Consider the following 13,341-nt stretch of genomic DNA (forward strand, 5'->3'; position numbering starts at 1 on the left):
CCGGCCAGGCTTCATGACTTGGCCGGGGCGCCTCGCACCTCAACAAAGAACGGCGTTTTGCCAGCCACGGTGGTTTCAAAGTCACCACGAGCCAGACGCCGCACCTGCAAGCCCAGCACACCGGGCAATCCGAGCAATGCGTTCGCCTGCGCCTCATTGTGTAAAGCCTCTTCGATAACGCGTTCTGCACCGGCCGGTAATCGCTCCTGATCGATGAGCAAATGCAGATGCGCACCGTTGGCCTGGCGATCAATTTGCACCTGCACATCCGAAGCGTGCAGTTCGGGCAACGCCTCTTCGAGGATACAAAGAACCTGGCGTTGAGTGATGATCGCACCGCCCAGTTTGATCGAGGTTTCGACTCGCCCCTGCAGCTCCAGTATTGGCAGAGCACTGCCACAGGCACAATCTGATTGCCCGCCCAGGATTCGTCCACGGTCGCCAATGCGATATCGCAGCAACGGCGCGTGATCGGGCAGCAAAGGCGTCAGCAGAAACTCGCCGGTTTCACCGTCGGCCACCGCTCGCAGGCTGACGGGATCCACCACTTCCAGCAGCATGGCGTCCGCATGCAGATGATAGAAACCATGTTCGAGGTGCGCGCACTGGAAGCCGATCGGCCCTGTCTCCGTCGAGCTATAGCCCAATGACCGTATGCTCAAGGCCGGCCAGTCCCGGGCCAGTTGCTCGCGTAGAGGCTGGTGGCAGGGTTCTCCAATGTAATAAAGCCATCTCAGACTGCTCAACTGCGCCTCATCGACATCGGCATGATTGAATAATGCCGCCGCAAATGAAGGGGTACAGATCAATGCATCGACCACTTGTGAGTGAATCAACCGGGCTATGCGTTGAATACCCATCAGCGCGCCTGCAGGCAGCAGGCGCGCGCCAATATGCCGGACGATGCCCGCCGCGTATTGGAAGGCGCCCTGCATTTCGCCGGGCGTCAGGCAATTGATGACGACACGAGGAGGGTCATCGGTCGTACCAAACACCCTCGCGCCCAAGGGCACGATGCTGTCGTTGAATGCCCAGGAATGGGTGATGTGTTTGCAGTTACCGGTGCTGCCACCCGAAGTCAGGGTCAGCCCACCGCCCGCCGCACGGTGCGATGCCTCGCCGAGGTGCGTAAACAGCAATCCGCCCTGTGCGTCCTCCACGGCCAGGATCGGCAACCGGTGCAAATCCTCTGCGGTCCGAACGTGCCGCATCTGCGGACACAATGCGCAGAACCATGACAGTGACCGCGCATGGGCCAATTTAAGCGCGAAGGCCTCTGTTGCGGCAGCGAGAACAGCCGTCGAACCGGCATGCATCATCGGGTCAACGCGCATGACGCGGCTCTCCCTGACGAATACCTAACTCAGCAAAACCGTCGTTGACGGCGCTGGCCAGATGTTCCAACTGGACATGGCTATGATTCGCGCTGATGGCCAGCCGCAGGATCGCTTCGCCTTTTGCCACCACCGGAAACAACGCGGTGGTGACCGCGATGGCTTGCCGACGCAGGTGCAACGCCAGGTTGATGGCGTCACGCTCGGCGCCGACCCGGACGAAACGTATCGGTGAAGCAATCTGATGGTTGCCCAGTACCGGCCCGAGCAGATCGTCAATGACCGCCACATTTCGCCATAGCGATGCCTGCAACCGGCCCAGTTGTGCAGAAAGATGGATCCTGGCCGAGGCGACTGCCGCGCCGACACCGCCCATGGACAGCGGCCCACCGAAGGTATAAGTCGACGCATGGCGCCGAATCATCTCGGCATCGGCCGCTGTCAGCACGGTAATCGCACCGCCGGTTGCACCGAAGGCCTTGGACAATGACGACAGCAGGATCAAACGGGCGCGCAACGGCTCAGTGGCATCAACAAGGGCATAGCCGCCTCCGACCGCGCCATGAATCGAAGTGCCGTGAGCGTCATCCGCATACAGATAACCCTCAAAGCGCTCAGCCAGTTGCAGCAATCGATTAACGGGATAAAGCCCCCGCATCGAGCCAATGCTGTCAGTCAGAATAATGGGCGTATTGCCGGCAGCAACAGCGGTGGAACAAGCGTCTTCGACTTGCTGAAGATCACTGCAATCGCAGCGCTGCACGGGGCCGAACTGCCACAGAATGCCTTGCAGCACTTGCATCGAGGCATGAGCGGCGCGGTCAACGATCCAGCCTGGCCCACGCCGCAAGGGATACGACGGCAACTCGCCGGAGCCCAATAGCGGCAAACAACCGAGATGGGCACTGCCCACAGAATTGAAGGTCACCGTATGCCCCTGGAATATGCGGTTCAACTGCTCATCAAGTTCACGCATCGGCGGCAGTAGCGCTCGGGTGCGGGCGGCCGCGAATTGCACACCGAAAGACTCGACGGCTTGCACTGCGCCTTGAATCAGACGGGGATCGCTCTCAAGTCCCAGATAGGAACATGAGAGAAACTCGGTCAACCGCTCGCCATTGCCCAACTCGATGACCTTGCCCTCGCGCTTTACCAACTTCAGGCCATTGAGGCCGGCATCGAATAATTGCTGCTGATCGTCACGGGCCTGGCGAACGCGGTTCTTGACCCAATTGACGGTCGGATGAGGTGTATTCATCGAAATACCTGCACAGGTGAGGTCTGGCGGTAGACCTGTACTCGCCAGAGTTGGGTTTTTTCACGTGCGATTGCGTCCTGAAACTGCGCGGTAACGTCGCAGAAGCCATTGCAATCGGGCCTGACCACATGCAAATGGCCACGAATGACCGTCAGCGCATGTTTGCCCAAGGCAGGCTGAATTCGCTGCAGGACACGGGTGCCAATCGCCGGGGGCAGGAATGAAGGCACGTCGGAAAGCGAGGCAAAATCGACATCCCTGCACGCGGCAACGCAGTCGAAAATGTCGCCCTGAACCACGGCCAACTCGCACCCCTGGAGTGCCTTGCGAGCCCGCTGGAATATCTGCGGATCACACTCAAGCGGCAAGCCTTGCGGATACCGCAGTTCACCGAAGAACAGCATTTGCAGGAAAAAGCTGTCGCGCACCACTTGAGTGGTAAACAAGGTATGGAAAATACCCAGATACACCTCACGGGAACGGATCCCCAGGTTGTTGCGAGGAAATGCCCCCCGGTACAGCAGCGAATTGAGCACCGCTGCATTACCCAACAATGCAATCACGGCCTTCCAGCGCTTTTGGGGGAAGTGTCGTTGGTAATAAGCCGATTGCTCACCGAGGTCGCAGCACTGGAAAATCGCCCGGCCCGCTTTGCCGGTGAACAGTCCGTTGATCTTTGCCAGCCGCTGCAAAGTCTGCTCGAAAGCCCCCATGTACACCGGTGCCCCCCAGTGACGAGAATGAAACAAATCCGCCAGCCAGCGGCGATCCGGCGGAGGCAGGTCCAGATGGCGAAAAATGGACTGGCGCCGTTTCGCAGAGGCCCCCGACAGGAAACCCATGAAGTCCATGAATGACTCGTGATCGGTCTGCTCCAGCAGGGCGAAACGCAAGCGGGTAAAAGCCAGTTGCGGCGCACTGATATCAACGCAGGTCATGCGGGCCGGACTGCGGGCCAGCAATGGCAGAAGCCGACCACCACAACCGGCAACGCCCACCACATGCCTGGCATGCTGAGGAAGAAGCGCGTACTCGAGCGCCGTGTCTTCATCCCCGAGCGAGTAGTTCAACCGCTCGAAGTAATCAGCCATCTCGACCTCCCCCTGCCCATTTTGAAAATGCATGTGAAGACGTCATGAGTTATCCAGGGCATGGAGGAATTCGTAGCGGGGCGCATCGCCGCTTTGCCAGGCTTCGTATTGCTTATAAACGGCCTCAAGCATATTGCCGGTCAGGCGCAGACTGGTTTCCATCACGCTGGCGATGGCATCCCAGTCAGCCTGGCGCTTGCAGGTACGCTGCAGGATGATTTTGATTTCGTTGAAGTGCTCGACATCGATATCTGAATGAGCGATGAAAAACGTAAGTTGTGCAGGTTTCAGCGCCAGTGTTTCACTCAGCTGGTTTATCAGTGGCGTGATGAAGTGATAGGCGTTTTCCGCCCAGTAGCTGTATCCCAGTCGTTGTAACGGATTACCGGTGAAAGAAATCCAGTACAAGTAAGCGATCAGTACTTCAGTTTCTGCAAGTGCCGACGGTATATCAAAGGTTTCATTTTTCAATCCCAGGCTCATGACATCATGCAAAGCCATTTTTTCATGACCGACTTCTTGCGCAGCATGTTCAAAACAGAACTTTGCATAAACAGGGTTATCGGCATGCCTTACACCGACCAGCCCCTGATTCCGCGCATTGTGCGCGGTGTAATGAAACGTCTCGATCATATAGATCGCATATAACGCTTTGGAGACACTGCCCTCGCGGATGGCCTTGACCAGCCGGGAATTATCCAGAATATCGGCCCATGTCTTTTCGATTCGCTGATCGAGCAGAATCAACTGTTGTTCAAAACTGATGGATGCATTCATCGCGACTCTCCGGGTAGTTGGCGTTCATGGGAAAGGGTTGTTGAAGCGCTGTGAGGATTTGCCGCCATTGCGCAGACAGCAGCCAGTAATCGCCGCGAGCGCGATGTTCGATATGAAGCGAGTCAGAGGTGATCGGGGTCAGGCCAAAACGCTGGAACAGCCGCCGTTGTGGCGATCTGCACAAGGCGGTAACGCCTTGGTATCCGCGATCGATCGCCCATTCAGTGGCGGCGGCAAGCAGTGCATTGATCGGCACGGGCCGGTGTTGTTGCGAATGTGTGATCAGACGACTGAACTCGACATGCCGCGCCAGCGCCACGGTCGGCGAGACGTACTGGTGTGTCAATGAAGCCCATTCGAACGGCGAAGGGGTCACTCGCAAAACTGCCGTCAGTTGCTCGCGCTGGTACAGCAGAAAATGCGTACTGCGCGATGAAATCGCCAGCTTTGCTTCAAGTGCCCGGGCTCTGGACGTCAGCATGTAATGCTTTAATCGCAGACGAAACTGCCGCCCGATGAATCTTTCAAACTCGCGGGCATCTGATCCCGCATCAAGAGTAGCGATACGATATTCAGAGTGCTGCCTGATTAATTTCTCTTGAAGCCCCTGCAGATAATCCTTGAGCTGTAAGTTCGTAGTATCCATTCCTTCTCCGCAGACGTTAACTTATCGAAGTTTTCTGAGCGCATTGAAATAATGGATGCTTTTAGAAATATCGCCACTGCGCGACTTCTGATAATGACGTGGGAAAAGTTACTGAAAATTTTAACTTATAGATTTATCTGACACACGAAGAGCCCATATAAACAACAGACTGTTTAAGTTCCACAACAAGTCAAAGGACAAATCTCACGCAGGCGAAAAACTCCTCGCCAACACAGTCGAGGAGTTCGCAAGCCAATCAGGAAGATATCGGGTCAGTCGGGACGGATGATCCTACCGGAGGCAAGATCGCGGATGACACTGGGGTTTTTCCGTCCGCCAAGACTGCCGCCCAGCACAAGATCCACCTGCCCACGGAAATATTGCTCAACCCGCAAACGCGTGCGAGCCGCCGGGCGCCCCTGCGGATTGGCCGACGTTGAAATCAGCGGTCCGACCATCGAGCACAGATCGCGCACCTGCGGATGATCGCTGACCCGCAACGCCACGGTGTCGTGCACCCCGGTAACCCATTCCGGCAACAGATTCTGATGCGGCACCAGCCAGGTGTTCGGTCCCGGCCAGGTGCTGGCCATGCGGTCGATCCACTCTTGCGGGAAGTCTTCGAACAGGAAGTCAAACTGGCGAATGTTGTCGGCGACCAGAATCAGGCCCTTGTCCACCGAACGATTCTTGATCGCCAACAGACGATCCACTGCTTCTTCGTTCCACGGGTCGCAACCCAGCCCCCAGACGGCTTCGGTTGGATAGGCAATCACCGCCCCGGCGCGAATCTCTCGTGCGGCTTGTTGCACACGCCAACTGTTGACCATGAAAAAACTCTCCGCAATCAGGTTTCGCGCAGTTTACCGATCTTCTTTGTAAAACCTAGCGTGTCCTGGCCAACCAGCGGCCGTTTTCGCAGACCGCACGGCCGTCCATTTCCAGTTCGGTGAGCGCCGCCAACACTTTGGGCAACGCCCAGCCACTGCTGCCGGCCAGCGCTTCGCTAGTGTGCGGCGCGGCGTGGAGCAGGGAGAGCAATGGGTGATCGACTGTCGCCGTGTCTGTAGATAATGGTAAATGCTGCCAACCGCGCAGGGCTTCGAGGATATGTTCAATGGTTTCCACCAGCACCGCGCCGTCGCGGATCAACTGATGGCAACCGCGCGCACCGGGATGATGAATCGAACCGGGAATGGCATAAACCTCGCGCCCCTGTTCTGCCGCCAACCGCGCGGTGATCAGTGAACCACTGGCGACACTCGCCTCGACCACCAGGACGCCAAGTGACAAACCGCTGATGATGCGGTTACGCCGCGGGAAGTTGCTCGCCGTTGGCCCGGCGTCCAGCGGGAACTCGGAAAGCACCGCGCTGCCGGACGCAATCATCGCGTCAGCCAAGCGGCGGTTGCGCTGTGGATAAAAATTTTCCAGTCCCGTGCCAAGCACACCGACAGTCAGCCCGCCGACATCCAGCGCCGCTTGATGCGCAGCGGCATCGATGCCCAATGCCAGACCGCTGACGATGACAAAACCGGCCCCGGCGAGGCTGCGGGAAAACGCCGCCGCCGTGTCCATCCCCGGACGCGAGGCGCGGCGACTGCCGACCATCGCCAGTTGCGGTTTTTCCAGAATCAACGGATCACCGGCAACGAACAATAGTGGTGGCGGATCGGGAATCTGCGCCAGCAACGCCGGGTAATTCGCTTGGTCCCACATCAGCAAATGATGCTCCGGGCGCTCTAGCCAGCGCATTGCATGGCTGGCGCCGTCGCGAACCTCGGGACAGCGCCGCGCTTCGGCGCACGTTGCCGGCAACCCCAGCGAACGCCAGGCGCTGGCCGGCGCGCTGATGGCTTTGGACGCCGAGCCAAAGGCTTCGAGCAATTTGGCAAAGCGTTTCGGGCCGACATCCGGCAAGCGGTGCAGGCGCAGACGCGCTTCCAGTTCCGCCGGGGAAACTGGCGTACAGACTGGCAACATGATGGATCATCCTTGATCGTTATAAGCCCCGAACCATTCGGAACAAGCTGTGGATAACTCTGTTAGTAACTTGTGAAGCAAGCTTACGGATTTCGCACCTTGTCGAGCACCGCCAGCGAGCGTGAAGCGTTAAGGACGAGGCCGTAACTGAGTTTGTCGTAAGTGCGGAACACCATCAGCAACCCGGCGCGTTCATCGGGAATCTTCAGTGGCTGGCCGGTGATGCGGTCACGCACGGTTTCGCCGGTTTTCATCACCACCAGCACGTTGCCTTCGGCCAGACCGTCGCGCTTGCCCTTATTCAGGGTGACCACGTCCATCACGCCAATCTGGGTGACGCCGCGCGGCACATCGATGATCACGCCGTTGATGTTGGTCGTTGGCGCACTGGGCATGAAGGTCGAATTGATCGAACGCTCTTCGCCACTGAACAGACGGTCGCCGAGGCGCACTTCCTGCGTGGTGCGTTGCAGGGCGAGCGTGGCGACGTCGCCTTCGGTGGCGACGATTTCACCGCCGCCAATGTCATCGGCGTTGATCCCGAGAAACTCCTTGGTCTGCGGATCGGTGTAGACCTTGCCCTGACGGAAGATCCCATAGGCCGGCTGCTCCGGATCAAAATGGCCGCGAGCGAAAATTCGGTCACCGGTGCCGCTGAGCACGCGTTCAGCATCGCCGGCGACGATGTACGGCGCCTTGTCGAAATCTTCGGCCTTGTCGACGATGCGGTTGCTCAGCAGAAAGCTGTTGATCGATTTCAGTGGAATGCTCGGAATTGCCTCGGCCACCGGGCTGGTGCGGATCCGTGGCGAGAGCTTGATGGTGCCGCGCGACTCGCCGCGATTGAGGGTCAGACGTGGCTGGCCATCGACATAACTGAGGGTCAGCGTGTCGCCGGGATAGATCAGGTTGGGGTTTTCGATTTGCGGATTGGCCCGCCACAGTTGTGGCCACTGCCAGGGCTCGCGCAGGTATTTGCCGGAAATGTCCCAGAGCGTATCCCCCGAAACCACCGTGTATTGCTGTGGAAAACCATCCCTGAGTTGCACTTGCCCTTGTGCCACGCCGGCCGAAGCCAACAGCAGCAGGGCGAGTAGTGTTTTCCTCATGCAGTGAATCCCTTTATCATGTGCATTCGCGTGAACCGTCAGAGCCCCCGTGGCTCGCTTGTGCAAAATGCACAAGCTACGCTTCACAACGGTAGCCTGCATCTTCGGACCTGCCAGGCCATCGCCCGACTTTACTCAACGTGTGCAGCAATCAAAGCCTATGGCCATTTTAAACATCCTCGAATTCCCGGACCCGCGTCTGCGCACTATCGCCAAGCCTGTGGCTGTAGTGGACGACGAAGTGCGTCAGTTGGTCGATGACATGTTTGAAACAATGTATGAAGCGCCGGGCATCGGCCTTGCCGCGACCCAGGTCAACGTGCACAAACGTATCGTCGTGATGGACCTTTCCGAAGACCGCACCGAACCGCGGGTGTTCATCAACCCCGAGTTCGAATCGCTGACCGAAGAAATGGACCAATACCAGGAAGGCTGCCTGTCGGTACCGGGTTTCTACGAAAACGTCGATCGCCCGCAAAAGGTCAAGATCAAGGCGCTGGACCGCGACGGCAAGCCCTATGAACTGATCGCCGAAGGCCTGCTCGCGGTGTGCATCCAGCACGAATGCGACCACCTCAACGGCAAATTGTTCGTCGATTACCTGTCCACGCTCAAACGCGACCGGATCAAGAAGAAACTGGAAAAGCAGCACCGCCAGAACGCTTGATGCCCCTCCTTCAAAGGCTTGCTGCGGCAAGCCTTTTTCTTTTCAAGAGACGCCCTTCATGACTGAGCCACTGCGCATCGTTTTTGCCGGCACCCCGGAATTCGCCGCCGAACACCTCAAGGCCCTGCTGAACAGCCCTTACGAGATCGTTGCGGTCTACACCCAACCGGATCGTCCGGCCGGTCGCGGGCAGAAACTGATGCCGAGCCCGGTCAAACAGCTCGCCCTGGAAAATAATATCCAGGTGTTGCAACCGCCGACTTTGCGCAACGCCGATGCCCAGGCTGAACTGGCCGCGCTGAAACCGGACTTGCTGGTGGTGGTCGCCTACGGCCTGATCCTGCCGCAAGTGGTGCTGGATATTCCGCGCTTGGGCTGCATCAACAGCCATGCCTCGTTGCTGCCACGCTGGCGCGGTGCGGCGCCGATCCAGCGCGCCGTGGAACACGGTGATGCGGAAAGCGGCGTCACCGTGATGCGCATGGAGGCTGGCCTCGACACCGGGCCGATGCTGCTCAAGGTCGTCACCCCGATCAGCGCTGAAGACACTGGTGGCACACTGCACGACCGTCTCGCCGAGATGGGTCCGCCGGCCGTGGTGCAAGCGATTGCTGGTCTGGCCGCAGGCACGCTGGAGGGCGAAATACAGAACGACGAACTCGCCACCTACGCGCACAAACTCAACAAAGACGAAGCACGCATCGACTGGAGCCGTCCGGCGGTTGAGCTGGAACGCCTTGTGCGCGCCTTCAATCCATGGCCGATCACCCACAGCACCCTCAGCGGTGAAGCGCTGAAAGTCCTGGCGGCGACCATTGCCGAAGGGAGCGGCGCGCCGGGTGAAATCCTCAGCGCCAGCAAGGACGGCCTGATCGTCGCGTGCGGTGAACAGGCGCTGTGTCTGACCCGCCTGCAATTGCCCGGCGGCAAGGCGTTGAATTTCAGCGACCTGTTCAACAGCCGCCGTGAGAAATTTGCCGTCGGTACCGTGCTCGGCGCGGCGGTGGACGCGCAATGAACCCGCGTCTGGCCGCCGCCAAGGCACTCGCCGCCGTGCTCAGCGGCAAAGCCTCGTTGAACAGCTCACTGCCGACGCAACTGGACAAGGTCGAGGATCGCGATCGCGGTTTCACTCAGGATCTGGCCTTCGGCACCGCGCGCTGGCAGCCACGTCTTTCGGCATTGGCCGAGAAACTGCTGCAGAAACCGTTCAAAGCTGCCGACGCCGATGTCGAAGCGTTGCTGCTGGTCGGTCTCTACCAATTGCTCTACACCCGCGTGCCGGCCCACGCCGCCATCGGCGAAACCGTCGGTTGCGCCGAGAAGCTGAAAAAGCCGTGGGCCAAAGGCCTGCTCAACGCCGTGTTGCGCAATGCCCAGCGCGAAAGCGAAACGATTTTCGCCGAACTGGAACGTGATCCGGTGGTGCGCACCGCTCACCCGCGCTGGCTGCAAAAATCCCTGAAAGCTTTCTGGCCGGAACAGTGGGAAGCGATTTGCGAGGCGAACAATGCGCATCCGCCGATGATCCTGCGGGTCAATCGCCGTCATCACAGCCGCGACGCCTATCTCGCTCTGCTGACTGAGGCTGGAATTGCCGCAACGCCATGTGTGTACAGCCGCGACGGCATCATCCTTGAAGCCGCTGCCGATGTGCGCAGCCTGCCGGGGTTCGCCGAAGGCTGGATCAGCGTGCAGGACGAAGCGGCGCAACTGGCCGCCGACTTGCTCGATCTGGCGCCGGGCCAACGCGTGCTCGACGCTTGCTGCGCCCCCGGCGGCAAGACCTGCCACATCCTCGAAGCCGAACCGGCACTGGCCGGCGTAGTCGCGGTGGATCTGGAAGCCAAGCGTCTGGTGCGCGTTAAGGAAAACCTAGAACGCCTTGGTCTGAATGCCGAACTGATCGCCGCCGACGGTCGCGACACCGAGAAATGGTGGGACGGCAAGCCATTCCAGCGCATCCTGCTTGACGCGCCATGCTCGGCCACTGGCGTGATTCGCCGCCATCCAGACATCAAGCTGACGCGTCAACCGGACGACATCGTTGCCCTCGCGCAATTGCAAGGCGAGCTGCTCGACGCCATGTGGAAAACTCTCGAAGTCGGCGGCATCCTGCTCTACGCCACCTGCTCGACGCTGCCGACCGAGAACACCGAAGTCATCGCCGCATTCCTCGAGCGTACGCCGGGCGCCCGTGAACTGGATCTGGCCACCACGGCCGGAATCAAACAGCCCCATGGTCGCCAATTGCTGGCCCAGCAGGGCGGCCATGACGGGTTCTACTACGCCAAGCTGATCAAGATCGCTGCCGCGCGCGGCTAAACGGATTCAACGGAGTGACTGGATGAAAATCATCATCCTCGGTGCGGGACAGGTCGGCGGTTCGCTGGCCGAGCATTTGGCCAGCGAGGCCAATGACATTACGGTGGTCGACACCGACGGCGAGCGCCTGCGCGACCTCGGCGATCGCCTCGATATTCGTACCGTGCAGGGCCGTGGCTCGCTGCCGTCGGTGCTGCGTCAGGCCGGCGCCGACGACGCCGACATGCTGGTGGCGGTGACCAACAGCGACGAGACCAACATGGTCGCCTGCCAGGTGGCCCACACCCTGTTCCATACCCCGACCAAAATCGCCCGGGTACGCGAAGCGTCTTACCTCCATCGCGAAGAACAGTTGTTCCAGAACGAAGCGATTCCGGTCGACGTGCTGATCAGCCCCGAGCAAGTGGTGACCAACTACATCAAGCGCCTGATCCAGCATCCGGGCGCCTTGCAGGTGATCGACTTCGCTGAAGGCGCGGCGCAACTGGTGGCGGTGCGCGCCTATTACGGCGGTCCGCTGGTGGGTCAGCAACTGCGCCAGTTGCGTGAGCACATGCCGAATGTCGAGACCCGCGTGGCAGCGATTTTCCGCCGCGACCGGCCAATCCTGCCCCAGGGCGACACGGTGATCGAGGCCGATGACGAAGTTTTCTTCATCGCTGCCCGTGAGAATATTCGCGCGGTGATGAGCGAAATGCGCCGTCTCGATGAAACCTACAAACGCATCGTCATTGCTGGCGGCGGGCAGATCGGCGAGCGTCTGGCGGAAGCCATCGAAAGCCGCTATCAGGTGAAGATCATCGAGATGAGTCCGGCGCGCTGCCGTTATCTCTCCGACACCCTCGACAGCACCGTGGTGCTGCAGGGCAGCGCCTCTGACCGTGATCTGCTGCTGGAAGAGAACATCGCCGACGCCGACATTTTTCTCGCGCTGACCAACGATGACGAAGCCAACATCATGTCGTCGTTGCTGGCCAAACGGCTGGGGGCGAAGAAGGTCATGACGATCATCAACAACCCGGCCTATGTTGATCTGATCCAGGGCGGCGACATCGACATCGCCATCAGCCCGCAACTGGCGACCATCGGCACGCTGCTGGCCCACGTGCGCCGTGGCGATATCGTCAGCGTGCATTCATTGCGTCGCGGTGCGGCGGAAGCCATCGAGGCGATTGCCCACGGTGATGCGAAGTCGAGCAAGGTGATCGGCAAACCAATCGAGAAGATCGGCCTGCCGCCCGGCACCACGATTGGTGCGGTGATCCGCAATGAACAAGTGATCATCGCCCACGATGACACGGTGATCGAAGCGGGCGACCACGTGATTCTGTTCCTTGTGGATAAAAAGCATATTCGCGATGTGGAGAAGCTGTTTCATGTGGGGTTGAGCTTCTTCTGATCCGGATTATCGGGGGATCAGACTGGCGTCATCGCGAGCAGGCTCACTCCTACATTTGGAATGCGTTCCCCTGTAGGAGTGAGCCTGCTCGCGATAGCGGTATCCCATAGCAAGACTCATCCCTGACACACCTCATTCAAGGAATCTCCCATGCTCGAATCCCTGGAAAAAATGCTCGCCAAGGGTGTGGATAACTCTCTGCTGCGCTTCGGCCTGGGCAAGGGTTATCTGGATCTGGGCGAAAACGCCAAGGCTGCCGAGCATTTCCAGCGCTGTGTCGGTTTTGATCCGAAGTATTCGGCGGCATGGAAACTATTGGGCAAGGCGCATCTGGCGCTGGGCGATCACGTCGCCGCGCGGCAAGCGTGGGAACAAGGTCTGGAAGCGGCCCGGGCCCATGGCGACAAGCAGGCCGAAAAGGAAATGACGGTGTTTCTAAAGAAACTGGATCGTCAGGCGCAGTGAATCAAAGGTAACGAAGACCGATGCCTTCGGCATTCACTGTCACCACTTCCATGCGCACCCGTGGCGCGCCTGTGGGTAACCCCTGCACCTGGCCGTAAACCACTGCACCTTTGGGCAAAGAAGCCAAAACCGGATGCTGCACAAACACCCCGGTAGGCGACAGGTTGCGCGTCTGTCCGAGGCATTCGCCGAAGCTGTCGTGGGTGATCTTGATGCGGAAGGATTTGCGTTGTTCGGACATCTTCTTGCGCCCTTTGATGAACGGTTGTGGATAACCTCACCAGTGG

The 13,341-nt window shown here is 59.3% G+C and carries 14 protein-coding genes; 5 read left to right on the forward strand and 9 right to left on the reverse strand.

The window, feature by feature from the left end; translation table 11 throughout:
- Positions 1-11: 11 nt before the first annotated feature.
- The 8 genes from CKW17_RS09600 to CKW17_RS09635 form a co-directional block, all read right to left on the reverse strand.
- A complete protein-coding gene (locus CKW17_RS09600; RefSeq protein WP_256586217.1) occupies positions 12-1,334 on the reverse strand; it encodes a phenylacetate--CoA ligase family protein in 1,323 nt (440 codons plus the stop codon).
- Positions 1,324-2,592: an aminotransferase class I/II-fold pyridoxal phosphate-dependent enzyme gene (locus tag CKW17_RS09605; protein ID WP_095119675.1), complete on the reverse strand. Its 1,269-nt coding sequence runs from the start codon at positions 2,590-2,592 to the stop codon at positions 1,324-1,326. The genes CKW17_RS09600 and CKW17_RS09605 overlap by 11 nt, the downstream gene beginning before the upstream one ends.
- Complete coding sequence (locus tag CKW17_RS09610; RefSeq protein WP_256586218.1) at positions 2,589-3,683, reverse strand: DUF3419 family protein; 1,095 nt, start codon at positions 3,681-3,683, stop codon at positions 2,589-2,591. Before CKW17_RS09610 ends, CKW17_RS09605 begins: the two co-directional genes overlap by 4 nt.
- A 42-nt stretch (positions 3,684-3,725) precedes the next feature.
- Positions 3,726-4,460 carry an iron-containing redox enzyme family protein gene (locus CKW17_RS09615; RefSeq protein WP_095119677.1) on the reverse strand — a complete coding sequence of 245 codons (735 nt, stop codon included), beginning with the start codon at positions 4,458-4,460 and terminating at the stop codon, positions 3,726-3,728.
- Positions 4,438-5,106: a hypothetical protein gene (locus CKW17_RS09620; protein ID WP_095119678.1), complete on the reverse strand. Its 669-nt coding sequence runs from the start codon at positions 5,104-5,106 to the stop codon at positions 4,438-4,440. Before CKW17_RS09620 ends, CKW17_RS09615 begins: the two co-directional genes overlap by 23 nt.
- Before the next feature lie 272 nt (positions 5,107-5,378).
- The gene (locus CKW17_RS09625) at positions 5,379-5,936 is read right to left on the reverse strand and encodes an L-threonylcarbamoyladenylate synthase (RefSeq protein ID WP_095119679.1); all 558 of its coding nucleotides are present in this window, start codon (positions 5,934-5,936) and stop codon (positions 5,379-5,381) included.
- A 55-nt stretch (positions 5,937-5,991) separates the two neighbouring features.
- Complete coding sequence (dprA, locus tag CKW17_RS09630) at positions 5,992-7,092, reverse strand: DNA-processing protein DprA (RefSeq protein WP_095119680.1); 1,101 nt, start codon at positions 7,090-7,092, stop codon at positions 5,992-5,994.
- Between the two features lie 80 nt (positions 7,093-7,172).
- Positions 7,173-8,198, reverse strand: a complete 1,026-nt coding sequence (locus CKW17_RS09635; protein ID WP_095119681.1) for a LysM peptidoglycan-binding domain-containing protein — start codon at positions 8,196-8,198, stop codon at positions 7,173-7,175.
- A gap of 160 nt (positions 8,199-8,358) precedes the next feature.
- Here CKW17_RS09635 and def point away from each other — a divergent pair, with 160 nt between their 5' ends.
- The 5 genes from def to CKW17_RS09660 all read left to right on the forward strand — a co-directional run bounded on the left by def (position 8,359) and on the right by CKW17_RS09660 (position 13,054).
- Positions 8,359-8,865 (forward strand): peptide deformylase, encoded by a 507-nt coding sequence (gene def, locus CKW17_RS09640; RefSeq protein WP_038359594.1) that lies wholly within the window; start codon positions 8,359-8,361, stop codon positions 8,863-8,865.
- A 58-nt stretch (positions 8,866-8,923) separates the two neighbouring features.
- Positions 8,924-9,883 (forward strand): methionyl-tRNA formyltransferase, encoded by a 960-nt coding sequence (gene fmt, locus CKW17_RS09645; protein WP_095119682.1) that lies wholly within the window; start codon positions 8,924-8,926, stop codon positions 9,881-9,883.
- Entirely contained in the window at positions 9,880-11,190 is a 1,311-nt protein-coding gene (gene rsmB / locus CKW17_RS09650; protein ID WP_095119683.1) for a 16S rRNA (cytosine(967)-C(5))-methyltransferase RsmB, read from the forward strand. Before fmt ends, rsmB begins: the two co-directional genes overlap by 4 nt.
- Before the next feature lie 22 nt (positions 11,191-11,212).
- On the forward strand, positions 11,213-12,589 hold the full coding sequence (gene trkA / locus CKW17_RS09655; RefSeq protein WP_095119684.1) for a Trk system potassium transporter TrkA: 1,377 nt from the start codon (positions 11,213-11,215) through the stop codon (positions 12,587-12,589).
- Positions 12,590-12,739: 150 nt separating this feature from the next.
- A complete protein-coding gene (locus tag CKW17_RS09660) occupies positions 12,740-13,054 on the forward strand; it encodes a tetratricopeptide repeat protein (protein ID WP_095119685.1) in 315 nt (104 codons plus the stop codon).
- Between the two features lies 1 nt (position 13,055).
- Here the strand turns inward: CKW17_RS09660 and CKW17_RS09665 are convergent, their stop codons facing one another.
- Positions 13,056-13,295 (reverse strand): PilZ domain-containing protein, encoded by a 240-nt coding sequence (locus CKW17_RS09665; protein WP_095119686.1) that lies wholly within the window; start codon positions 13,293-13,295, stop codon positions 13,056-13,058.
- Positions 13,296-13,341 lie beyond the last annotated feature (46 nt).

The organism is Pseudomonas sp. Irchel s3f10, assembly GCF_900187515.1.
Taxonomy (GTDB): Bacteria; Pseudomonadota; Gammaproteobacteria; order Pseudomonadales; family Pseudomonadaceae; genus Aquipseudomonas; species Aquipseudomonas tensinigenes.

What these genes read in the sequence shown, in the direction of transcription:
- CKW17_RS09600 (WP_256586217.1), bottom strand. Translation starts at nt 1,334, where the DNA reads ATGCGCGTTGACCCGATGATGCATGCCGGTTCGACGGCTGTTCTCGCT.
- CKW17_RS09605 (WP_095119675.1), bottom strand. Translation starts at nt 2,592, where the DNA reads ATGAATACACCTCATCCGACCGTCAATTGGGTCAAGAACCGCGTTCGC.
- CKW17_RS09610 (WP_256586218.1), bottom strand. Translation starts at nt 3,683, where the DNA reads ATGGCTGATTACTTCGAGCGGTTGAACTACTCGCTCGGGGATGAAGAC.
- CKW17_RS09615 (WP_095119677.1), bottom strand. Translation starts at nt 4,460, where the DNA reads ATGAATGCATCCATCAGTTTTGAACAACAGTTGATTCTGCTCGATCAG.
- CKW17_RS09620 (WP_095119678.1), bottom strand. Translation starts at nt 5,106, where the DNA reads ATGGATACTACGAACTTACAGCTCAAGGATTATCTGCAGGGGCTTCAA.
- CKW17_RS09625 (WP_095119679.1), bottom strand. Translation starts at nt 5,936, where the DNA reads ATGGTCAACAGTTGGCGTGTGCAACAAGCCGCACGAGAGATTCGCGCC.
- CKW17_RS09635 (WP_095119681.1), bottom strand. Translation starts at nt 8,198, where the DNA reads ATGAGGAAAACACTACTCGCCCTGCTGCTGTTGGCTTCGGCCGGCGTG.
- def (WP_038359594.1), top strand. Translation starts at nt 8,359, where the DNA reads ATGGCCATTTTAAACATCCTCGAATTCCCGGACCCGCGTCTGCGCACT.
- fmt (WP_095119682.1), top strand. Translation starts at nt 8,924, where the DNA reads ATGACTGAGCCACTGCGCATCGTTTTTGCCGGCACCCCGGAATTCGCC.
- rsmB (WP_095119683.1), top strand. Translation starts at nt 9,880, where the DNA reads ATGAACCCGCGTCTGGCCGCCGCCAAGGCACTCGCCGCCGTGCTCAGC.
- trkA (WP_095119684.1), top strand. Translation starts at nt 11,213, where the DNA reads ATGAAAATCATCATCCTCGGTGCGGGACAGGTCGGCGGTTCGCTGGCC.
- CKW17_RS09660 (WP_095119685.1), top strand. Translation starts at nt 12,740, where the DNA reads ATGCTCGAATCCCTGGAAAAAATGCTCGCCAAGGGTGTGGATAACTCT.
- CKW17_RS09665 (WP_095119686.1), bottom strand. Translation starts at nt 13,295, where the DNA reads ATGTCCGAACAACGCAAATCCTTCCGCATCAAGATCACCCACGACAGC.